General features: G+C 39.3%; 28 protein-coding genes. 5 read left to right on the plus strand and 23 right to left on the minus strand.

What is annotated here, in order from left to right:
* Positions 1-4 precede the first annotated feature (4 nt).
* From HMPREF1528_RS00645 to HMPREF1528_RS00655, 3 genes are all read left to right on the plus strand, one after another.
* Positions 5-1,627: a RagB/SusD family nutrient uptake outer membrane protein gene (locus tag HMPREF1528_RS00645; protein ID WP_016478212.1), complete on the plus strand. Its 1,623-nt coding sequence runs from the start codon at positions 5-7 to the stop codon at positions 1,625-1,627.
* A 12-nt stretch (positions 1,628-1,639) separates the two neighbouring features.
* Positions 1,640-2,683: a SusE domain-containing protein gene (locus HMPREF1528_RS00650; RefSeq protein WP_016478213.1), complete on the plus strand. Its 1,044-nt coding sequence runs from the start codon at positions 1,640-1,642 to the stop codon at positions 2,681-2,683.
* A gap of 62 nt (positions 2,684-2,745) precedes the next feature.
* A complete protein-coding gene (locus HMPREF1528_RS00655; RefSeq protein ID WP_016478214.1) occupies positions 2,746-4,155 on the plus strand; it encodes an alpha-amylase in 1,410 nt (469 codons plus the stop codon).
* A gap of 66 nt (positions 4,156-4,221) precedes the next feature.
* On the opposite strand, the gene HMPREF1528_RS00660 is transcribed toward HMPREF1528_RS00655, so the two are convergent.
* The 19 genes from HMPREF1528_RS00660 to HMPREF1528_RS00755 form a co-directional block, all read right to left on the minus strand.
* The gene (locus HMPREF1528_RS00660; RefSeq protein WP_016478215.1) at positions 4,222-4,752 is read right to left on the minus strand and encodes a hypothetical protein; all 531 of its coding nucleotides are present in this window, start codon (positions 4,750-4,752) and stop codon (positions 4,222-4,224) included.
* On the minus strand, positions 4,749-5,183 hold the full coding sequence (locus HMPREF1528_RS00665; protein WP_016478216.1) for an N-acetylmuramoyl-L-alanine amidase: 435 nt from the start codon (positions 5,181-5,183) through the stop codon (positions 4,749-4,751). Before HMPREF1528_RS00665 ends, HMPREF1528_RS00660 begins: the two co-directional genes overlap by 4 nt.
* Positions 5,184-5,400: 217 nt before the next feature.
* Positions 5,401-5,667: a hypothetical protein gene (locus HMPREF1528_RS00675; protein ID WP_016478218.1), complete on the minus strand. Its 267-nt coding sequence runs from the start codon at positions 5,665-5,667 to the stop codon at positions 5,401-5,403.
* A 3-nt stretch (positions 5,668-5,670) separates the two neighbouring features.
* Complete coding sequence (locus tag HMPREF1528_RS00680) at positions 5,671-6,501, minus strand: hypothetical protein (RefSeq protein ID WP_016478219.1); 831 nt, start codon at positions 6,499-6,501, stop codon at positions 5,671-5,673.
* A gap of 5 nt (positions 6,502-6,506) precedes the next feature.
* The gene (locus tag HMPREF1528_RS00685) at positions 6,507-7,907 is read right to left on the minus strand and encodes a hypothetical protein (RefSeq protein ID WP_016478220.1); all 1,401 of its coding nucleotides are present in this window, start codon (positions 7,905-7,907) and stop codon (positions 6,507-6,509) included.
* 17 nt (positions 7,908-7,924) lie between these two features.
* Positions 7,925-8,770 (minus strand): hypothetical protein, encoded by an 846-nt coding sequence (locus HMPREF1528_RS00690; protein ID WP_009418576.1) that lies wholly within the window; start codon positions 8,768-8,770, stop codon positions 7,925-7,927.
* Between the two features lie 5 nt (positions 8,771-8,775).
* A complete protein-coding gene (locus HMPREF1528_RS00695) occupies positions 8,776-9,270 on the minus strand; it encodes a hypothetical protein (RefSeq protein WP_016478221.1) in 495 nt (164 codons plus the stop codon).
* Positions 9,267-10,109, minus strand: coding sequence for a hypothetical protein (locus HMPREF1528_RS00700; protein ID WP_016478222.1), 843 nt, complete (start codon positions 10,107-10,109; stop codon positions 9,267-9,269). The genes HMPREF1528_RS00695 and HMPREF1528_RS00700 overlap by 4 nt, the downstream gene beginning before the upstream one ends.
* Before the next feature lie 28 nt (positions 10,110-10,137).
* Complete coding sequence (locus HMPREF1528_RS00705; RefSeq protein ID WP_016478223.1) at positions 10,138-10,449, minus strand: hypothetical protein; 312 nt, start codon at positions 10,447-10,449, stop codon at positions 10,138-10,140.
* Entirely contained in the window at positions 10,449-10,760 is a 312-nt protein-coding gene (locus HMPREF1528_RS00710) for a hypothetical protein (protein WP_002674113.1), read from the minus strand. The genes HMPREF1528_RS00705 and HMPREF1528_RS00710 overlap by 1 nt, the downstream gene beginning before the upstream one ends.
* Positions 10,761-10,788: 28 nt before the next feature.
* On the minus strand, positions 10,789-11,010 hold the full coding sequence (locus tag HMPREF1528_RS00715; protein ID WP_015781914.1) for a hypothetical protein: 222 nt from the start codon (positions 11,008-11,010) through the stop codon (positions 10,789-10,791).
* Between the two features lie 63 nt (positions 11,011-11,073).
* On the minus strand, positions 11,074-11,565 hold the full coding sequence (locus HMPREF1528_RS00720; RefSeq protein ID WP_002674111.1) for a hypothetical protein: 492 nt from the start codon (positions 11,563-11,565) through the stop codon (positions 11,074-11,076).
* Positions 11,562-12,527, minus strand: a complete 966-nt coding sequence (locus HMPREF1528_RS00725) for a hypothetical protein (RefSeq protein ID WP_016478224.1) — start codon at positions 12,525-12,527, stop codon at positions 11,562-11,564. The genes HMPREF1528_RS00720 and HMPREF1528_RS00725 overlap by 4 nt, the downstream gene beginning before the upstream one ends.
* Complete coding sequence (locus HMPREF1528_RS00730) at positions 12,527-13,123, minus strand: DUF6046 domain-containing protein (RefSeq protein ID WP_016478225.1); 597 nt, start codon at positions 13,121-13,123, stop codon at positions 12,527-12,529. Before HMPREF1528_RS00730 ends, HMPREF1528_RS00725 begins: the two co-directional genes overlap by 1 nt.
* Before the next feature lie 3 nt (positions 13,124-13,126).
* On the minus strand, positions 13,127-14,740 hold the full coding sequence (locus tag HMPREF1528_RS00735) for a tape measure protein (protein WP_016478226.1): 1,614 nt from the start codon (positions 14,738-14,740) through the stop codon (positions 13,127-13,129).
* A gap of 194 nt (positions 14,741-14,934) precedes the next feature.
* Positions 14,935-15,225 (minus strand): hypothetical protein, encoded by a 291-nt coding sequence (locus HMPREF1528_RS00740; RefSeq protein ID WP_009411050.1) that lies wholly within the window; start codon positions 15,223-15,225, stop codon positions 14,935-14,937.
* 81 nt (positions 15,226-15,306) lie between these two features.
* Positions 15,307-15,723, minus strand: a complete 417-nt coding sequence (locus HMPREF1528_RS00745; RefSeq protein ID WP_009411049.1) for a hypothetical protein — start codon at positions 15,721-15,723, stop codon at positions 15,307-15,309.
* Positions 15,724-15,829: 106 nt separating this feature from the next.
* A complete protein-coding gene (locus tag HMPREF1528_RS00750) occupies positions 15,830-17,002 on the minus strand; it encodes a DUF2586 family protein (protein WP_016478227.1) in 1,173 nt (390 codons plus the stop codon).
* Positions 17,003-17,136: 134 nt separating this feature from the next.
* Positions 17,137-17,700, minus strand: coding sequence for a hypothetical protein (locus tag HMPREF1528_RS00755; RefSeq protein ID WP_009418683.1), 564 nt, complete (start codon positions 17,698-17,700; stop codon positions 17,137-17,139).
* 228 nt (positions 17,701-17,928) lie between these two features.
* Here HMPREF1528_RS00755 and HMPREF1528_RS00760 point away from each other — a divergent pair, with 228 nt between their 5' ends.
* Positions 17,929-18,201 carry a hypothetical protein gene (locus HMPREF1528_RS00760; protein ID WP_009418684.1) on the plus strand — a complete coding sequence of 91 codons (273 nt, stop codon included), beginning with the start codon at positions 17,929-17,931 and terminating at the stop codon, positions 18,199-18,201.
* A gap of 21 nt (positions 18,202-18,222) precedes the next feature.
* On the opposite strand, the gene HMPREF1528_RS00765 is transcribed toward HMPREF1528_RS00760, so the two are convergent.
* From HMPREF1528_RS00765 to HMPREF1528_RS00780, 4 genes are all read right to left on the minus strand, one after another.
* Complete coding sequence (locus tag HMPREF1528_RS00765; RefSeq protein WP_016478228.1) at positions 18,223-18,426, minus strand: hypothetical protein; 204 nt, start codon at positions 18,424-18,426, stop codon at positions 18,223-18,225.
* Positions 18,427-18,550: 124 nt separating this feature from the next.
* Complete coding sequence (locus tag HMPREF1528_RS00770) at positions 18,551-19,054, minus strand: host-nuclease inhibitor Gam family protein (RefSeq protein ID WP_016478229.1); 504 nt, start codon at positions 19,052-19,054, stop codon at positions 18,551-18,553.
* A gap of 186 nt (positions 19,055-19,240) precedes the next feature.
* Positions 19,241-19,519, minus strand: coding sequence for a hypothetical protein (locus tag HMPREF1528_RS00775; protein ID WP_009418596.1), 279 nt, complete (start codon positions 19,517-19,519; stop codon positions 19,241-19,243).
* Positions 19,520-19,614: 95 nt separating this feature from the next.
* Positions 19,615-19,812: a hypothetical protein gene (locus tag HMPREF1528_RS00780; protein WP_016478230.1), complete on the minus strand. Its 198-nt coding sequence runs from the start codon at positions 19,810-19,812 to the stop codon at positions 19,615-19,617.
* A gap of 621 nt (positions 19,813-20,433) precedes the next feature.
* Between HMPREF1528_RS00780 and HMPREF1528_RS00785 the strand changes: the two genes are divergently transcribed.
* Positions 20,434-21,267, plus strand: coding sequence for a S24 family peptidase (locus HMPREF1528_RS00785; RefSeq protein WP_016478232.1), 834 nt, complete (start codon positions 20,434-20,436; stop codon positions 21,265-21,267).
* The last annotated feature ends 554 nt before the right edge of the window (positions 21,268-21,821 follow it).

Below are 21,821 nucleotides of genomic sequence, written 5' to 3' on the forward strand. Positions count from 1 at the left end.
GAGTATGAAAAAATATATCAAACATAGTATCTTTGGGGTAATATTAGCACTTTCGCTTAGTGCTTGTATGAAAGATTTAGACCAAGAGCCTATAGACCCCGATAGCTTTACTGAAAAAGACGTGTTTAAAAACGCTACTGAAGCTAAAGGTGCCTTAGCTAAAATTTATGCCTCATTATCGCTTACTGGGCAAAAAGGTCCCAGCGGTGATGGCGATATAGCAGGTGCCGATGAAGGTTCTACTGGATACACTCGTATGCAATTCTACTTACAAGTAGCCAGTACCGATGAGGCTATCATTCGCTGGAGTGATGCTGGTGTGCCCGACTTCCACAATATGAGTTGGACACCTGCTAACACCTTTAACAATGCCTATTACAACCGCTTGGGGCAACAAATCGCTTTTGCGAACTCGTTTATAGATAACGCACAAGCCTTAGCTTCTGACCCCGAAGTAGCTTATTATATTGCCGAAGCGCGCTTTATCCGTGCTTATGCTTATTACAATGTAATAGATGCTTTCGGGAAAGCACCTTTGGTAACCTCCTCTAAGGCAGATTTAAAACCTGCTCAAAACACACGTGCCGAACTCTTTAACTTCGTAGAAAGTGAGTTAAAGGATTTAGAGGGCAAACTAAAAGCCGCACGTGCTAATGAATACGGACGTGTAGATGTGGTAGCCGCTCAAGCGCTCCTCGCTCGTTTATACCTCAACGCTAAAGTGTATATAGGACAAGATAAATATACCGATTGTATTACTTATGCTAAAAAGGTAATTGCCTCTTCCTATAGCTTAAACACTACCGATGCCAATAACAATGGTACCGCTTACGACGAGTTGTTCCTTGCTGATAACAACAGTAATGGCGCTCAGAACGAGTTTATATTTTTAGCAAGTTTTGATGGGCTTAATACCAAAACCTATGGAGGTACAGCTTTCATTATACACGGAGCTACCGGAGGAAATATGAATGCTTCTTCCTTGGGTATTAACGACGGTTGGAGTGGTCTTACAGCTCCTAAAGAATTCGTTAATAAATTTGAGGTATCAGCACGCAATGGTAATAACGAGCCTACCGCTTGGAAAGACAAACGCGCGATGTTCTATACCGATGGACAAACCTATGAGAACACAGACTTAAAAGACTTTACAAAGTCAGGTTATGCCATTACTAAATTCAAGAACATAACCTCTACAGGAGCCGCAGGTAAAGACCCCGAAAAGAAATTCCCCGACACTGATTTACCGCTTATCCGCTTAGCCGAAGTATATCTTACTTATGCTGAAGCCGTGCTACGCGGTGGTACAGGAGGTGATAGAGCTACTGCCTTAGGTTATATCAACCAATTGCGTAGCCGTGCTTATGGTAACGCTTCTGGCAACATAGCCGATAGCAACCTTACCTTAGATTTTATCTTAGATGAACGCGCTCGTGAATTGTATTGGGAAGGATTGCGCCGTACCGACCTTATTCGTTATGGTAAATTTACAGGAGGTGCTTACCTTTGGTCTTTCAAAGGAGGTGCCGCTTCAGGTGTAGCAGTGCCCGATTATAGAAACTTATATCCTATTCCTCAAGATGCACGCACCGCTAATGACAACCTTACTCAAAATACAGGATACTAAAAAGAGAATACTATGAAAAATATACTTAAAACAGCAGCACTATGTATGGGGCTTATCTCATTGGTAGCCTGCGAAAAAGACGAAGAAAAGGCAACCCTTAATGCCGATGCCAAAATAGAGGCTTCCCTATCTACCGACAACGTAGTACTTACACAGGGCACCGCCTCTCAAACAGCTCTTACTGTTTCTTGGGAAACGAAAAACCTCAACATAAACCTTGCTCCTAAATATACCGTTAATTTTGTAAGAAAAGATGGAAAAAAGGAGAAATCTATTTCAGTTGAGAAATCCCCTCTTGCTATCACAGGTAAAGAGTTAAATGACTATCTTATAAGTGATTTAGAAATTACAGCAGGAACAACCACCGAAGTTACCGTAGCGGTAAGATTAGTCCTCAGCGACCAACGCAGTCTTACCTCCGAGCATAAATTGAAAGTAACTCCTTTCCTTGATGAAATCAAACCAAGCGATTGGGGAATAGCTGGTGATGGTGCTAACGGTTGGGATCCAGATAAAGGATTAGATATTAAAATGTGGAAAGGTGACGATGGTGCATTAGTAGCCTATGCTACTTTAAAAACTGGTAGTATCAAATTCCGTAAAGATAATAAGTGGGATCTTAATTACGGCGGAAGTAACGGTAAATTAGTGTCCGGAGGAGATAATATTGCCGTCTTAGCAGGTACTTATAAGATTACTTTTAACGAAAAAGCGCTTACTTATAGTATCGAAAAATACTCTTGGGGTATAGTTGGTAGCGGTGCTAATGGTTGGGACGAAAATAAGGATTTAGACATCAAGTTGTCTTACAATGGTGCTTTTAACCAATGGGAAGCTAAAAATGTTAGTCTAAAGGACGGAGAAATTAAAATCCGTTTAAATAACCAATGGGGTACAAACTTCGGTGCTGTTAGCACTGATAACCCTGCAACCGCTCTTAGTGGTAAGCTTAAAGATGGTGGAAATAACATCAAAGTGAGTGCAGGCACTTACAACGTTTCTTTCTCTTTTGATGTAAAAACCAAAGAAGGTACTTACAAGATAGAAAAATTATAACAGAATACAGGCTGTCCGACACTGTCGGACAGCCTGTATTATATCATTTAAATACCAAAAATATGAAATATTATATATACCTTCTCGCAGGATTGCTCGCCTTTTCCTGCGATAAAAAAAGCAACAAAGACAACCCAGAACCCCAAAATACAGTTCCCTTAGACCTTACTAAAATAGACAATGGCAACCGCGTGATGATGCAAGCCTTCTACTGGGACGTAACACCTCTTGGCGAATGGTGGAATACCATTACCCCAAAACTCACTGAGTGGAAAGCCAACGGAGTAGACCGCATTTGGCTACCACCTGCCTCCAAAGGAGCTTCTGGGGGCCTCTCTATGGGCTACGACCCCTCCGATTATTTCGACTTTGGTGAATACTTCCAGCACGAAACGACCAAAACCCGCTTCGGCTCACGCGCTGAACTCGAAAACCTCATCAGCAAAGCCCACGAAAGTGGCTTGCAAGTAATTGCCGATATCGTTATAGGACATAACAATGGCGGAGGAAAAGAGTGGAACCCTTACCGCAATAAAGAGACCTACACCCTTTTCGATGAAACCCACGGTAATGCTTCTGGAAGATTTAACCGCAACTATGAGTGCTTTCACCCCAATAAATATGCAACTTCTGACGAGGAAGAAAATTTTTATCCCGAAAGAGACCTATCGCATAAAGTACCCTATGTACGTGAAGAACTTTGGGAAAAAGATAACTCAATGGCTAAGTATTACAAGAATACAATGAAGTTTGACGGTTGGCGTTTCGACTATGTGAAGAGCTTTGGAGCTTGGGTAGTACGCGATTGGCTAAAAGCAGTAGGTGGTTTCGCCGTAGGTGAATTGTGGGACGGCAACCCCGAAACGCTTAAAAAATGGGTAGACGAGAGCGGTGCAAGTGCTTTCGACTTTGCCTGTTTTTATGCTCTCGAAAAGGCATTAGACCGCAATAAAGATATGCACGAACTGATGACCGATACCCACCCAATGCTTAGAACCTTGCGCACCGAGAAAGCCGTTACTTTTACAGCTAACCACGATACCGAGAAAGACAAAATAGCGGATAATACCATTGCGCCTGATAAAAAACTAATGGCGTACGCCTATATCCTTACCCACAGTGGCTACCCTTGTATTTTCTATTCCGATTACGAAAATGAGGCTTTCAAAGCCAAGCTACAAAAGCTAATGCTCATCAACCGCAGTTTGGCAGTAGGCGAAGAGAAATTTCACTTAGCTTCTAATACAGAGTATGTAGCCTCACGTCTGGGCAACGAGAAAAGTCCGGGCTTAGTGCTCTTTATCAACAACAGCTCTCTCCCTGCCAAGCGTACTATCACCACCCATTGGAAAAACAAAACCTTGATAGATTACTCTGGTAATAGTCATTTATTTTTTGTTACCGATAGCGATGGCAATGTAACTATACAAGTACCCGCCAATAGCTACACCGTGTGGTCAATAGGTAAATAACATAAAGTTATACAGATAAAAAAACGAGCTACCTCACGATGAAGTAGCTCGTTTTTTACTTAAGTTTTAAATCTTCTGTTTAAAACGCTTATATCTCCAATATACATAAGCTAAAACTACGAGCAATAACAACCAAAGAACATAACTTAAAGGCTTACTTTGGGTGTGTTTTCGTATTTGCTCAGCTTGCTGTATTTCGTGCTTTCGAACTTCATTTTGAACACTTGTATAGGATTGCTTGTAAAGAGTAGTATCAGCCTGCTGTAAGCTCTTAGAATGGGCTCTGATAGCTTTAATCTTTACCTTGCCATTGCGTACCCTTATAGTCTCACTATTGCCGTCCCGAGTGCGGGTATAGGTGAGTTCTTTAGCATTGCCAAGGCTGTCTTTGTCGTTTTCGAGTTCAAGCTCGAAAGAGGTGGCGGACAGGTCAGACCATTCAGACTTATGAGACTCCTGAACAAAGAGCTGGGAGCTATCTTTATTGGTGATAAAGTGCTCTTTCTGGACTTGCCTTTGTGTGTAGATTTCTACTTTTTTGGTTCTGCAACCTATAAGGGTGAGAAACACTAATAGTAATGTAACTAACTTTCTCATTTGCTAATGGTTTTATATTCGTCTTTGGCGTTGAAGCAAGGACAGGCTTTGGCTACACCAGGGAAGTCTCTGTGCCCTAAGATTTGTGCTTCGGGGTATAGTGTCTTGAGCTCTTTAAGGAGCTTTTTAAGGGCTTCTTTCTGCGCAGGTGTACGAGTGTCTTTGGGTTGAAGGGTGTTTTTGTCGATGCCTCCGATGTAGCAGATGCCGATGCTATTCTTATTGTGATTTGTAACGTGAGCAGGTATCTTATTCACATCTCTACCCTCTTCTATTGTGCCATCAATGCGGACGATGTAGTTGTAGCCAATTTCGTTAAAGCCTCGTTGTTTGTGACAAAGGTTAATATCCTTAGCGGTGTGGTCTCTGCCCTCTGGTGTAGCGGAACAGTGTACTACGAGGTAGCGGATGTTGCGTGTGCTTTTTTTCATTCTGTAACTAATTTATTTTTTAATATTGTTGCTTTATCACTATCACACTGAATGTAGGGTTTATAGCCCATGTTATTCTTTGTGTTAAAAAGAATATACTCTCTTAATACAGTAATATTATTGATAAATTTTTCGGGTACTATTATTCTTTTTATCCCATCATTAGTAGGTTGCATAGATACCCCATATACTAACTTGTCTAATACATAGCTAAGTACTATTTTTTAGCACTGCAATTATCTAAATACAATGTAGATATAAACATAAAATAAGGTACTAATTCTTCTATATCATTAGTTCCTATATCTCTCCACGAAAATACAGTACGATCATATGATATAGGGTAGGTATATTTGTACCAATACTCACCTTTTTTGTAATAAAAAGAACCTGCTATAGGATTATTGAGTAATTCTTTGTATATCTTATCTGATTGTTCTTTTTTATTATTAGCTCCCCAATTAAAATATTGTATTGCATTCATACACTACTTCCTATTTATGTATATAATTGTTTTATAATCAGTTCCATCTAACTTAAACGTTAAAGATGTTCTGTTTATATTCTCATCTATCCACTTGAAATCGTGCATTTCCCCCAAATTAACATTATTGGGATTAATAACACTTCTAAGCACTCTTGTATCATATTCAACAGAATAAGTACCATCATCAGTCGGTTTACCAAAACATCTTACTATAAAATCAGGACCTACAATATCTTCATTTAGAGGAGACATCACATTTAGTGATGTTGCTCGTTTTTTAGGTTGTTCAGGATTTGGTTTAGGCGTTGATGAGCTCTCAGTTAATACATTTAAATTCCACATTACACCATCATGAGAATTAATATTATCAAAAACATCTTTCGGATTTAATTTCAAATGAGCAATATTTTTAAGTCTAATAATAAATGTGTGTTTAAAACCTACTAATTCAAGAAAATCATTTAAGCTATAATTAAATAAAGATTGTATTTTAACAGGATTTTCCCAATAATTACCTAACAATATGCCATAACTCGAACCACAATAAAATTCAATAGATTCGATTATTTTAGGTAATTCATACTTTGAATCAAACCAAATTTTAATTTCCTTATAATTATCATTGTTATCAGAATTGAATATTGTATCTAAATATGTTTGATTTTTAGAGCTATTCAACGGCACATCAATATTATTTATCTTTAAATAAAAATATGTTTGAATATCAGTAGGTAGAGGTAAATTGGCAACTTTTTTAATTAATTTGATTTGAAATAAATCTACTTCTTCGTTGCTATTTAATCCCCATTGAAAAAATTGTATAGCATTCATAGTTTTTAAATGTTTCTAATATCAATGTAACAAATGTTGTCATAAAAAGAAACTACAGCAGTACTACCATCTTTTCCGTTAAAAGAATTATCGCCTGTATATTTTATTATTTTGTTTTTGCAGATAAAGATTACTGTTCCATCATCAAAAACCTTACGAAAAGAAACTGAACCCATATTCTGAATTTGGTTTAGCTCAATTCTACAAGCATTGGTTACAAAAACTACTTGATTTTGATGATTTACATTTAAAGTTGTGTCTTCACCAACTCTAACACCAGCGCTTATAACATCATCATACCAAGCTAAATCACGAAATGTACCATTATCATCGTTAAATCTATTGCCATCAACTGAATTTCGAACACCAATACGAGTTGCTGGATACCAATTGGGTTTAAAAAATTCTAATGAAGATGCTGAAGAATTGGCAGGAAAATTTACATATATACCACCTCCACCACCAAATTTAATTCCCCAAGAACCAGCTGGTCTATTTTTAAATGTTTTTAATTCTGAATAATCTACTTGTTCCTTATAGAAATCAAAATCTTCAGGAGCAGGTGTCCAATCAGTAGATTTGTTACCACGTTCAAGTTTAATCCATTCTATGGTACTGTCTACAGTAACAACATTAGTAGTAGTATATATTTCTATTTTTGTATTATTAGCAGAGTGTCCATTCATTGTAACCTTCCAGTTGAATGTAGACTGATAAACACTGTCTTCTTTTTTTTCTAAATTAGTTAAATGAACATACCCATTACTATTATGAACAGAAAATCCTAACTTTCCCACTCCTAATTGTCCTTTAAGTGTAAGTGTTACTGTCTCCCCCTCTTTTAATTCTGTAGTAATATCATAAGTAGCAATGAGATAGCTATTATTTGTTATCTTTCTATTACTGTCTCTTAAAAGATTTCTCCCACCTATCTGTATATTATCAACAACTTTCTTAAAAGCTTCGGATAAATCGGCAGGACTTCCTTCAATATCTCCCCACGAATGTTTATGATTCTTATTGGCTTTGTCATCAATCTGTTTTTTTAAGTCTTGTGCCGTACCCGTATAATCTCCTTTTGGTAAGAGTCCCGAAATATCTACTTGATGAAGCCCCTCTAACTTCTCTTTATATTCATTAGTAAAGTCATTAGAACTTAATTCTCTCCCCTCTACCTTATCCACTTTTTTGTTAAATAACACCTTATGTGCTTGTGTATCGTTTAGGTGATTACTCAATTGTTCAGCTGAAGCCGTGCCTTCTACGAGTTTGTCTAAGCCCTCTACGCTTGTCATTGGTATCTTTTCGCTCTTGTGCCAAAAACTATCTAACCACGCCCAGAACTGCTCTTGTGTTGGTTTTTTAAGGTTAGAAAACCACTGCTTTAAAGTTTCTATTGTTGTCATATCGTTTAGTTTAAAAATTAAAATCCTACAAATTCTATAAAACGAATCACTCGGTAAGGAGGCATATTATTGTGAGGTTTTTCACCTCCACTAAATATCGTTGTTCTATCCATTTCTAATCCTCTATTATCGTGATCAGTATCTCCCGAACCAATACCCCCGTGAATATAAACTGTCCCTCCATTTTCAGAATAATATATATCTTTATAAGGTATCGTCAGTTTCGGCATTTCTGCAACTGTAAGGGTATGTTCCAATTCACCTCCTGCAAATAATATTTGTTCTAATCGGTAGCTACTGTTACCATTGGGATCATAGCCCACAGCCATACGTCCTCGTAAAGGTTCATACTCTCGCCAGCCTTCTGGTAAAGGAATGTTAGCTGGTTTTCCCCATATTGCCACCAACCCCAAGGGCACTGTTTTCTTTACACGTTCCTCTAATTTCTCCAAGCGCTTCAGCAAAGAGGTTTCTTCTGTAAAAGATTTCTCTTCTATTTGTCTGTTACTTAACACTCGTCTGAAGCTCTCCCACGGATAACTCTTTGTACTACTGCCAAAAGTAGCTACTTTCTCCACAAGTACTGTTTTCTGTGAGCCGTCTTCAAAAATTTTAGATGTGTTCACTTCCTTAATAAACACGTGAGAGCCAAGTGTCGTACCCTGAAAAGGGTATATTTCTCCTTCAATGGCTACTACTCCGTCTGACACCGTGTTCCCTACTACTTCACACCCCGAAAGAATAATTAAATCTCCTGAAATACCACTCATTGCATTGAATATCTTATAAGCATTCTGCATATAACTTAATACATCGGTAGTTAGTGGGAAACCTCCCGTTTGGTTTACATTAATACTGTTCATAATTTCTATACTTCTATAATATATCGTTTACTCGCTAATTTGTAAAAATCTATTAGGGCTTCTATCTCAAAGAAACGGTACTTCCCTATTTCACTTGTAGAAATCTTCTTCGCCTCCCATATCTCCAAAGGTATTTTTACGATAAAGTCTACTCCTGTATCGCTGTAATCTACCTCACGATGTAAATACATAGCCCCTAAAAACTTCGGTTTTTGTTCTCCTTCAGTATAAAGATACTGTCCTTTGTACTGATTGCCGTCCCATATGCGTATGCGCCGTTGCTCAATATCGAATGCATCATTTAGCGCTTTGCGTAAGTAACACACTTGCCCATTCAGTCCAAGTTTCTTAATATCTAAATATCTCTTCTGAATAAAATCATAATACAACTGACTGATAGGAGCACTAAGCGTTCTTATCCATCCTACCATTCTTGCCTTTCGCAAAAAAGGAGGTATAAGTAGAATGACCAATTTTTCTATTTTGAAATTAAATATCATTTTGTGATGTATTTTATTTGTGAAGCATTCCAGTCTACCTCAAAGTAACCACTTTGCGGTATTTGGGTAACTCCTATGTTTTGTAACGCTCCATAGCCTTTGGTCTCGGGGTCTATCCACGCTGTTTTGAGTTCTTTTAAGTGGGGTATTTTCACACCATTGGCTTGTTGCAAAGCGTCTACAAGATGTGCTACAATAAGTTCACCGTTAAAAGGTAAGTTTTTAAGATAACCCTCTATGGCTTCTTGTATAGGGCGTTTACCGTAAAGCATATCGCTTCCATTACCATCCAATACTAACGGGTCGTAATACACATCAAGGTTCAGAACAAGCTTATCAGGCAGATAATTAATAACCGTAGTGCGTACTCCAGCATCTTTAATTTCTGATAAATAACCGCTAAAGGCATTTTGTTCATCTGCTGTAATAGGCTGTAACCGTCCCCCGTTTTCAGTGGCTATCTTTACTATCAACCTACCGTCATTACTCTCCACCACTGCCGAGTATTTTATAATCTTACTCGCCTCTACCTGCTCCTTTGCCTTATCTTTGTTGTTAAACTTATCGCTGTCGAGTAAGAGGTCAAAACCATACTGAAAGGCAAGGGCTTTACTTCTATACCACCGTGCAGTATGAGGTTTTAATTCAGTAAGGCGTTTATCAATATCTGTCCTATGTAAGTCGAATAACTTTTCTAAGCTCCAAATAGCTACCGAGATAATATAAACCCACAGTCGCCATATAGCTACTCTTGAGTTTGAGTTAAGTCCGTTTAGAGCGTCTTCTCGCTCTTTCGCATTATAGATAATCTGTTGTATTTCTTGTATTGTACGTGCCATAATTCCGTAAATAGTGAAAAGTGAATAATTACTGTCCGTTGTGGCTCACGACAAAATCTAAGTTTATCGCCCATATGCTAATACCTTCCTGGCGTTCGCTTATTCTTTTGTCCTCTTGCGTAAAAGCAGTTGCAGGCTGTATCTTCTTTGCGATGTAGTAGGTCAAAATATCATTATTAGTGAATGATTCTGTAGGTATTGTTAATACTTTTCCTGCTACCACATCATCGGTAATACTCAAATTGTTGAGCATTGCCAAATCAAAGATGCTTTCAATAGTCCCTGTGTGCTGTAAAGCAAGGTCTAAAAGACTCTGATTATGTAAAACTACTACTTGCATTATTCTTTTGATTTTCCATTTAGTTGCTTGTATTTCTTTAATTCAGTTAATAGCCCTTCAACAGAGTTTTCTAAATCTTTAATACGCTGATTTGCTTTTTTGAGCTCCTCAATAGCACTTGCGTATTTAGCCCCTAAATCTTCTATCATTTCTCGATAGATTTTCACGGCTTTATCCACATTCTCAAGTTCGCTGGTCTGTAGTTCCATACGTTGCTTGGGTCTACCAAAGAACCAACCCACTACTCCCGATAGTACCATTCCTATAAACGATACAAAATGCTCTTTAAGTCCTTCTATGATTATTCCCATTGTGTTATTATGATAATTTACTAATCTACTAATTAATCGTTCCTTTTCCCATACCAGTAGTAACTCCTGTATAAGTGCCTGCCAGTACAGGTATGCCCGTTTGCACTATTACCTCTCCACTCTTTACATAAGCTTCAATGAGAGAGGCAAGTCGTTCGGCATATTCTTCCATTCCTGCTTCTGTTTTAGTAAGCATTTCTTGTTGCAGGCGTATAATCCCTGCTTTTAGTGCTTGTTTATCTAATGCCATAAGTTTAGTGCTTAGTTTTTAGTAGTCAGTTGCAAGTACTTGCAACTGACTACTAACTACTGATTACTGTAATAATTTGTTTATCTTATTATTAATCTCCTCAAACTTCATCACGTTGTTCGGAGAAAAATTTCCTACACCCGAAGGTGTTTGTATCACCGCGTTTTTAAGTTCCGTTAGAAGCTCGTTTAAAAGACTTTTTAAATCCACTTCCCCGCGTTGCAAGTGCAAGCCTGCTTTGTCTATTGTAAGCTGTGTTTCTTCTATACGTAAGCTCACGCTCTCTATCTCACTATAAGCCACCACGTAGTAGCGGTTCTCGTCTTCCCCAATCGAAGCTATCAACACACTACTCCCCTCCTTGGGGAAGAGATAAAACCGCTCAGCATTATCGTTAATCACCGAAGCTAAGCGCACGGTATATTGTAGCTCGTCGTCCTTCACCTCACACGTGCCTTGTGCTTTGTCTACCGATACCACTTCTACGGCTATGGTAGGTGTTTTGCGTTTTCCTATCTGCCTAAGCCCTTCTGCTAATTCTCTGTCTATACTCATAATTTTGCTCCTATGGTTACTTGTCGACGTGAGCCATTACGTCCGAAGGTAATTTCTACTTTCTTAATAAAGTAGCGCTCATCTATCTCTTTCAATTCATTATCTATCATATGAGCTTGCATACCCCTCGTCGCAAAAGGGACCAAGAAACTCGTTATAGAGCCGTCAAAGCCATCGTATTTCAGCCTTTCCATCTCGGCTCTTGCCATTTCTCGTAGCTTAGGTTCCTCACTCACTACCGAAGTATGAAAAGTTCTTAGCTCACCATCAGGATCTCCCTCTTCCACTGTCTTCTTTTTGTTATTTTTGTCGATATAAGTGTAACGTACTTTCAGTTTGCGTTCCTCCTTAGTCCTATACTTCAAATCATTAGCAACAATGTTGTAATTGAGGTCATAACGTGCTGTTTGCCCTATATTGGTAAGCTCCGAAAGTCCTGCGTACAGCTTGCCTTCATCATTGATAAACACGCTTAGCCTAAACTCTTCTTTCAGCTTCTCCAATACCTGCGTACCGTTCGCATTGCGAATAATCCACTGGTCTAACTGCATTTCTGGAATATTGTCCGCCAGCACAATAGGCGTGTCCTTCACAACTTCCTGCAATACTTCTCTAAGTGTTGTTTTTTGCCACGACTTGCTGATATTTTTACGTCTAAGTAAGTACATAGCGTCTTCACACTCTATGCTTACAGGAATGCTCGGTTTAACCTTCTTTACATAGCCTTCAAACTCCACTCCGCTATACACACCCTCATAAGCAAGGGTAACACTCACTTTGTCACCCACCTTGATAGCCTTTTCAGTATAAAGGCTTTCACCCCCTTTGGCTACTTTAAAATGGGTTGGCAGTTCAATCGTACAGGTGTCCGCCAATTCGTCTACCGATTTGGTGATTTTAACGTTGTGTAGTGCTCTAAAAGTGTAATCACCTATTTTTATAATCGCTTGTAATACAAACATTAGTATATCTTGTTAAGTTGGGTTCGTTTCTCGTCTAATTCCGCATAAAAGTCCATATCCGATACAGCTTTAATGGTGTACTTCTGTATACCTTCTTTGCCTTCCATTTCCTCAAAGCTAATATCTTTGAGCACGATGTTACCAATGTCAAAAAGAGTAAAGAGCTTATTGCCTATCACCTCCAAACTTTCATTCTTTTCAAACAATTTGTTAAGACTTTGTACTTGTGCCGTAGGATATTGATCGGGATTTTTGGGGTCTACACACAGTCCTCTTATGGTAATTTGCCAATCTTCAGTAGTGATATATTCCTTGACCTTACCTTTGCGTTGTTTGCCTACCGTTGCCGTTTCTACAATGGTTTTAGTAAGCGAAAAACTCACCAAAGGCTCATTGGGGAAAACCGTTTGCTCCCCCAATTTATCAGCTACTTTTAACGTCATAAAATACTGACTGCCATTACTGCGTGCCTCACTAATGTTAGACAAACTTGGCAGTACAAATTTTGTCTTATTGTTTGCCCACCACTGCGGAAATGCTGGACCTACATAGTCCAAAAAAGCACGTGCGGTGAGTTCTTTTATATCAAATTCCATAAATTACACTGTTTGCATTTGGTTTACACTGTTCACAATTCTCAAAAGCTCTTCTTTCAGTTGCGCCCCAAAGTTTTCCACTCCTTCCCGTACCGATGATACGTACACTTTGGTATCCGTGCCCAAGTTGCCTATCTGTATGTTGATATGCGTTTGACGGGTACCTCCCGTTACAATATTATCTTTGGTTTTATTACCCATCTCTGAAAAAGGTGTGCTGGCAATAGGTGTTGCTAACGGACTTGTTTTTTGTCCCGTTTGCCCTACGCCTAACTTGCCCATTAGCCCGTCTTTCACACTCGAAAGGCTCTTAAACTCTAAAGAGTTCCACGCTTTACCAAAATATTCTTTTGCTTTAGCTCCTGCCTCACCTGCTTTTTTATAGCCTTCTGCTACCGATTTAGCACGTTCTTGCAAGTCGTTTTGTATTTGGCTTATCATCGCTTGGTTCTCTTTACTATCTCCCAAACCTACAGCCTCTTTAAACTTATACCAAGCCAACTTACAGAGGTCTATACCTGCCATAAAAGCATTCACCGCCGTATTCCAATGAGCTTTGTAGGTGAGAATAAAGGCTTCCCACAAGTATTTCATTCCTTGCACAGTGTTATCCCACGCTTTGCCCCAACCGCTCACTCCTACAATACAATAAGTGATGATAGCAATAAGTGCCACAATGCCTGCTATAATCAATACAATAGGATTAGCTAAAAAAGCTAAGTTCGTTTTAATTACTGCCCACGATAGTCGGTTCTGCCACGCCGCAGCAATAGCCATATAAGTGTTATGCAATGTGATTGCTGTAATAAATACTCCTAACACTCCTGCTATACCAAGGATTATGGGGTTCCCCTCTTGAAGTTTTTGAATAAACCAACTCAATCCTTCATTCAAAGCTCCAAATACCATCGTAGAAAGTGCTACCAACGGAATCAGCAACGGACTTATAACCTCATATATTTTTACAGCTATAGATTGTATCGAAGCCATTAAAACTGTAAACCTGCCTTGTAGTGTGCTGTTCACATTCTCAGCTCCTTGATAAAAATCTCCTTGTGCGTCAGTTGCCCATCGGAAAGCCTCAGCCAACTCTCTTGCCGAAATTCCTCCTTTGTCCATTCGCTCTTGGAGAGAGGTCATAGTCTCGCCCGTCCGCTCACTTATCACTTGCAAAGGATTAAATCCTGCCTGTTGCATCTGTGTGAGTGTAGCTTCTTGCAATTTCCCTTGTGTGGTCACTTTGGCAAAGGCAGTAGCTAAGGTTTCTATCTTTTTGCTATCCCCCAAGGCAATATCTCCTATTTGTTTGAGCATTCCTAATGCTCCTTCAGGAACCAACCCTGCTCCCATCAAACTCTCTTGAGCCTTCACAAGCGATGGTACTTCATAAGCCGTTTGCCCACTGTATTGTGTGAGATTCTGATGTATTTCTTGTGCCTTTTGCATATTACCTTGCACAAAAGTAGCCAGACTCATCTTTTGGGTGTCTGCCGTAAAACCTTGCTTAAATATTTTCTGTAAAGACGAGATAGGGTCTATAATGTTATTAACCACCTCCTTTAACCTTTTAGTCTGATCAAAGAAAGAAGATATCGTGTTTTTTGGATTTTCTGCCATTTATAAACTTTTTTCTTTACTTTTTTATTCTCCATACGATTCACTCTCCTTTTGGCGAATCCATTCCAGTTCTTTCACTCGCATAGCCCACTCAGTATCATTGAGGGCATCGGGATTGGCAATGTGCATATAATAACGCAGTGAGGCATTGGTAATACGCAACCAATCCCGAGGCTCGTCAATTTCCGCACTGCTTAAAGCTTTTCCAAGGTAGCTTCTTTAATCTGTATCAATTCGCCAAGCTTGCTACTTGCCGAAAGGAAAAGTGCATCATCAGTCTTAATCTCTTCATCTCCTCCCAACCAACAGTTGGTAAGGATAGCCTCATTAAACTTCATCGGGTCTTTCGTTGCCAATGTCGAAGCATAACTCAGGGTAGCGCGGTCAGGCGTTCTCAAGTATGCTACTTTGTCATCTACTCGCAATACAAATACTTCTTTGTACTTCGCTTTCCATTGTTTGATTTGTTCTTTTGTTACGTCCATTTTTTATCAATTTGCTAATTTTCTAATTTCCCCGCCTATGTGGCTCGCACCCACCTGTCGTGCTACGACTGTGGTTCACTGCTACGATTGGCGTTTTACATCAGTGAAGATAATAGGAAGCTCTACAACCATATTTTTATCCCCCTGCTTCATTGCCTTTTTCACTTCGGTAAATTCCACATTCTTGAGAATATCGGTTACTATTTGTCCACCTTCTGAGGGCACGTAAGCAACAACCAAGTCAAAGTTAAGGTTCAGAATGTCGTTGTTTTTGGCATCACGCGTCATTGCCTCCAATTCACTTTGCCAAATGCTCAACTTCCCCTCAAAACTGTGATTACCTCTTACAATGCTCAAAGGTTTACTCCCACGTCCGTAAAGCGCCGATTTCTCTTTTTTCTCAGTGTATTCTACTTCTGTCACCCCAGCAATAATACGCCCTCCAAAGGCAATCGAAATATCGCTCCACGCATACTGTTTACTACTAAATGTTCCCATTTTTTTCTAATTTATTAATCTACTAATTTATTAATTTATTAATTTTCTGCTTGTCGTGCTACGACTAATTTGCTAAATTTCTGCCTGTCGTGCTACGACCTCACACCTAATTTTCTTCTTTCTTTGTGGTAAAACCAATATTCACCTCAATAAAATCAGCATAACCCACAGGAAGGAGTTTTAGCCCTACTACCACTTTACCTGTTTGCAACACCTTCTGTTCAGGGTCTATATTGATGTTCACTGCCGATAGCTCCCCTTTCGAAACCATTTCGCTTTGCAAAGTGTTTTCCAACTTGGTCTGCCAACTCTTGATAATAGCAGGGTGAATACTTCCCTCTTCTGAAAGCAACACCTCATCGCTTAATTCCTCTACCAAAGCCCCATAAGCAAGAAGTAACGCCTTGTCCATTACCAATCCGCTGCTGAGACTCTTAAAATCATCAGTAGGTTTGGTAAGCGTATTATCTCCTGAAAAATAGTAGCCTGAACGCCCTACGAAGGTGCGAAAGAAAATATACCCTTTGTCGTCTAAGGCGTCCCACTGGTCAGCTTTGCTGTCAATAGTAGTTCCGTCAGTAAAATAAGCCACCAATGGCAATACACTACCGTCCTTCACGCGGTGAATTTTGCGCTGTACGGGTATAGAACTCATTTTTCCTAAGAACAAACCTACTGATGCTTCTTTCTCCTTATCGTCATTACCGATAAAGCAAGCCACTTTGTTGAGTTCGTTTTCCGAGAAATTAGTAAGGTCAGCTACTTTGCCGTTCCAGCTGTTGCCCGATACTACTACCCTAAAAGGCATATACTTCTTTTCAAAATGCTCAGCAATAGCTTGTGCTTTCACTACGGCTGTTTGTACATCAGTGTCTAAGCCGGCAGCAATAGTCTCGCTACCAGTTGCTTTTTTCACCACACCCAATACCCTAATAGCACCTTTGGCATCAGCTATGAGAGTTGGAGCAAAAGCACCGTCTTTGTCAAGCATTGCAGTCATAGTCGTAGCGTCCGATACGAGCATTACCCACAGAGGTGTACCCGTAGGAGCTTGGTCGTAAAATGCTTTAATATGCTTGTAAGCAAAAGCGTTTTCAGCCTCCGAAATACCCAATGCTACGGCTTCGTTTAAGGAAAATACTTGGTACGATTTCCCGAGTTCTACCTTACTGGCTACTCCACTACCTGTGATAATAAGACCAGTAACTTTTTGAATGTTATTGCCTGTACGGTTCATACCATCCTTGGCAATGTTAAATAATACTTTTGGTAATCCCATTTTTTAATTATGTGTTTTTGTTAATTATTTAATAAATGTCCCCCTACCCCTCCCTTATTATATCCTTAATTGTAACTCTACTAATAAAAAGGCAAAATAGCTAAAAACAACTGTTCTCTATTAACTCTCAATCGTTAAAGGCTTTCCTCTTTTTTAGAATTGTTACCAGGGCGGTCAGTAGCGGTTACTATTATTTTATCACCTGTAAGCGAAGGATTAGTAACCGTAGTGGTGTACACCCATTTGCCCTGTACAAGAGTTGCGCTACCTTCTTCCACAAGAGTAGCATCGTGGTCTTCAATACGCACTTTCACAGCTACAACCTTAAAAGCATCGCCCGCCTCTATCATTATTTTCTCTCCTGTGGCACTACCTGTATAGCCTGAATGGTCTATATGGGCAATTTTAGGAGCGCGCAAATAGTCAGTCATCGCCATATTATAAGCCGATACATTCCTGCGCTTTTTAGCCTCTGCTGTATAATCCTCTTTTAGCGAAGGGTCTTGCAAAGCGTTTTTGGCATATGCCGAAGCGCGTATAAATCTCTCTTGTTGTGCTTTCTGAGAAGCACTGGGAGCTTTGGTGTGTGAAGGAGGGGTAGCGACAATAGTTTCTCCTCCGCGTTGGCGAAATACAAACACTTTCCCTACTTTACCACTAAGCCCTGTAATGGCATAGTTTGATTTACTTTTTCCCATTTCTTTAATTTTTTTTGTTATACATTATTTTAATTGTAAGTGCACTTCTATCGTTTGTTTTACGGTGCAAAATTCCGGCGGTTTTTTCAGTTCTGAAAATCGGCAAACAAGCCTTGTACTTATTTTCCCCAACCATTGTACTAATTTGGTACAAGCGTTGAACGTCTTTTTCCTTACCTCATCTATATGTACGACCTTTGCACCATCAACAAATAACAAATGTGTAAAATGAAAGATTTACTCTTAATCAAAAACGATTTGCACCTTGCTGAAGGTGATTTTCAAGTAGGCTTATCTGAGCCCCAACATCAAAAAGCTATTCTTACTGCCGAAAAAGGACAGTGGAAAGAGCACCCCGAAGTGGGGGTGGGTATTGCCCAAATGCTCGCCGACGACCTTTATACCGAAATGCTTATTGAGGTAAAAAAGCAATTGGAGTACGACGGTATACCCGTGAAAAACGTAACTCTTACCCCTCAGGGCTCTCTGCTAATAGAGTAATAGCTCCCCCTTTTGTGGGGACTATCTTTCGGCATAACCGCCCTGAAAAGAAAGTATTGCTACAATAGTACGAGGTGATAAAAACATAATGTTCGCCACCTCCTCTACAAGAGCATCTACCTTCCACTGAGGGTGCTTGGCACTCAGTTCTTCAAAAAGTTGACGCACTTTTTCATTGCGTTTTTGCAAGCGTTCTTTGCGCTGTTGTGTATTATCACATTTCATATGTTTCATTTTTTAAATGTTAAACTTTTTGCCAACTTTGGTAGAGCTTTTTTAAAACTCTACCAAAGTTTTTTTTTCACCTTTGCATCTCACTCCCTATTGCCTGAGGCCTGGGGTCTATTACCTAAGCCTTCACTTCCACAAAAAAAGTCTCATCCTGAGTCACCACTACTCCTATTTTTGGAAAGAAGTCAGCTATTTGCTCATTGTTGCGTTCGGCAAGTAGCTTATCTTTAGCTGGTTCTTCGGCTATGCGCACATAAGCAGGCAAAAATTCTTTCAGCAGGTTTGTTACCGTATTCCACGTAAAACCTTTTAGCGTTTTCAGTTTCGGCGTACCTGTGCGGAACCCTATGGTACCGTGCAAACTGTCAAGTGATTTCTTCTTGATAAATAAACTGTCTTTATTTGCTAATGCATAAGCTTGTAACACATCAAAATTGGTGTCTTTTATTTCTTTAAGAGTCGCCAATTCATTCGTGTATTTATTGCGTATAGTTGCAATTTGCTTCTCTATCAACGCATTTATTTTAGTCATTCGCGCCTCTGCCTTTGCATAAGTAGAAAAAGCATTCTCCATTTGTGTTTTAGTTACCCCAGTAGGGATTATTCTTTTTGTTCTTGCCATTTTTGTATTGTTTTTTAATCGTTAATTTTGAATGTAAATAGAGAGAGGTTCATAATCAATTTGTTAATCCAACCCTTGATTGGTATTACTAATTCTAAAATTCTCCCCCCTACCCTACCTTTAGCCCATCACAGGCTTTACCTTTTACTCACATACCCAGCTGTGAGCCCTCGCTGGCTTTACCTTTTACCTTTTATCTTTTACCTTATAAAGCGGGTGCTTTCTTACTGGTTGCCACTCCCTTTGCTCGTCCAGCCAAAGCAGGTGTCGCTCTTCGTCGTATTTAAAGATAGGGGCACGCCAACCGTTCTGTTCCACCCACGTTTGTAGTTCTTGCACACGAGCAGGTACCTCGTTCGTACGTCCCGCGCGGTATTGTGAGGTTTGTAGTCGTTCCTCAAAAGTAAGCACCTGCAAAAAACTATCAAGAGCAAGCGCTTGGGTGTATTCTAAAAATCTATTCATTGTAATTTTTTTGTTTTTTGTTATTTTTTCACTTTACTATTCACTATTCACTTTTGCATCACTTTTCCTAATGCCTAAGGCCTGAGGCCTATTGCCTATTGCCTATTCTCTACAAGCCGTCCATATTTTTTCAGCTCACTCCACCAGTTCACCTTATGCCCACTAATTCTTCTGGGCAAATAGCGCACAGGCTGATGATAACTTTTGGCTTTTTCTAACAACACAACCGCTTGCTCGCGGAGCTTGCGCTGTACATACTCATAGTCACTGACTTCATTTAAATGTATTCTCATTGTTTTTAATTTTTAATATTAATTCAATTTGTAATTCTAATAATCAATCGTCACATTCTCAGCAATACTAATTTGCCGACTTTACAGGATTTCTTTTTAATAATCCCTTAAACTTCTCACGTTAAATTGCCTCTCTACAAGGCAAAGCCCTGATTTTTTTATTTTGAAACTAATTTGTTTTCAATTTCTACTTTTTTTAGGCGCTCTTCATTAAAAATATAATTTCTTACGCTTCTCTCATTTTCTAATTTCCAAATCTGCTAATTTGCTAATTTTCCTTTTGCCTGTGTGGCTCACACCTGCTCGTCGTACTACGACTGTACTACGGCTTAGGTATTCTTCTTCAAAAAAAATTTCCGCACCCCTACGGAGGCTTTTCTACTGCACATCTATTCAACTTTTGTCCTACACATTTTTTTAACCAACCTCCCCTCAACAATAATTTTTCTACTGCCATAAGGTCGATTATCCACAAAATTTTTGTACTTTTGCTCATTGTTCTATTCATTTTGTTTTACGGTGCAAAAATATAGGATATTTTCTACACTTCCAAATTTTTTGTAGAAAATTTTTTATATTTTTATCTATCTAATTAATTGCCAATAAAATATTTTTCTCAGTATGTCAAACATTGTTAGTAGAGTAAAAGATTATATTGATTTCAAGGGATTATCGGTTAGAAAGTTTGAAGAGCTTGTGGGCTTTTCCAACGGTGCTTTTGCTACTCAGTATAAAAACAACAAGTCTATTGGAAGCGATAAAATAGAAAATATTCTACAATCCTTCCCCGAACTAAATGCTGAATGGTTACTCACAGGTAAAGGCTCTATGTTAAAAAACAAGGAGATTGTCGAAACTCCTCGTGTAGAAATTATCAAACCTTTAAAAGTAGAAGGAAGAGATTTAACTCCCAAGGTGGTAGTGGTTGAAGAAGACGAACTTTTTAATCCCATACCCTTAGTGCCTATATACGCTCAAGCGGGCTATCTCAATGGTTATGAAGACCCCGAATACATAAAAGAACTCCCTATGTACAACCTCCCCGAAATGCGAAACGGCACTTTCAGAATGTTTCAAGTAAACGGACTCTCTATGTTCCCCACCCTGCAAGACGGCAGTTATGTGGTAGGGCAATTCGTCGAAAATTGGGAGTGGCTCTCAGATAACAGGGTGTGCGTAGTAGTTACAGAGCGCGACGGAGTGATTGTAAAACGGGTTTTAAACAAAATAAGAAAATATGGTAGTCTGTATTGCAAATCCGATAATCGCGACTACCCGCATATTACCGTTAGAGCTGAAGATATTAAAGAAGTATGGGAATGTAAAATGCACCTCTCTTTCGAGTTCCTCGACCCTATCCCTGAGTACCAAAAAATCGCCGATTTAGAAGCCAATGTTCAGTTTCTAACCGAACGTGTAGAACAATTAGAGCATCACAACAAACCTATTTTATAGCCTATCAGAATTGGTTTGCGAATCTTTTTGCCCTATACTTTGCCAAATTTCTATCCGCCCATCGTGCTACGAGCACACATTACCTTCACTTTTTTCCGTCTCTACATTCCCCCTCTCCGAGGGAAGTCCGCGAGAGCGGAGTATGTGTAAAGGAGGATATTTTCACCACATTACCTTCGACTTTCCCGTCCCTAATTCCCCCTTTGGAGGGGGCTAGGGGGAGGTTTCTTTCAATTTCCCGTCACCACATTCCCCCTCTCCTTGGGAGAGGGACGGGGTGAGGATTCCTCTTTCTTTCGCCTCGAAACCCCTATTTTAACATTTTTAGCCTTGTTGTATTATATTATGAATCAACTTTTTATATACCCTTTCTATACCAATCGTCCAAGATTCGTATAAGCTTCCTATAAGCTCTCTATAAGCTAACCCCACCCTTCTTACACCCTTTTTTCATCAAAATCCCTCCCTCCCCTCTTCCGAACTTCTCCGATATCTTCCGAAAACTCCTATACGTCATTTTTGCGGTATACACTTTGGCAAAGTTTAAAACTTTG

The sequence above is a fragment of the Capnocytophaga sp. oral taxon 336 str. F0502 genome, assembly GCF_000411575.1.
In the GTDB taxonomy this organism is placed as follows: Bacteria; Bacteroidota; Bacteroidia; order Flavobacteriales; family Flavobacteriaceae; genus Capnocytophaga; species Capnocytophaga ochracea.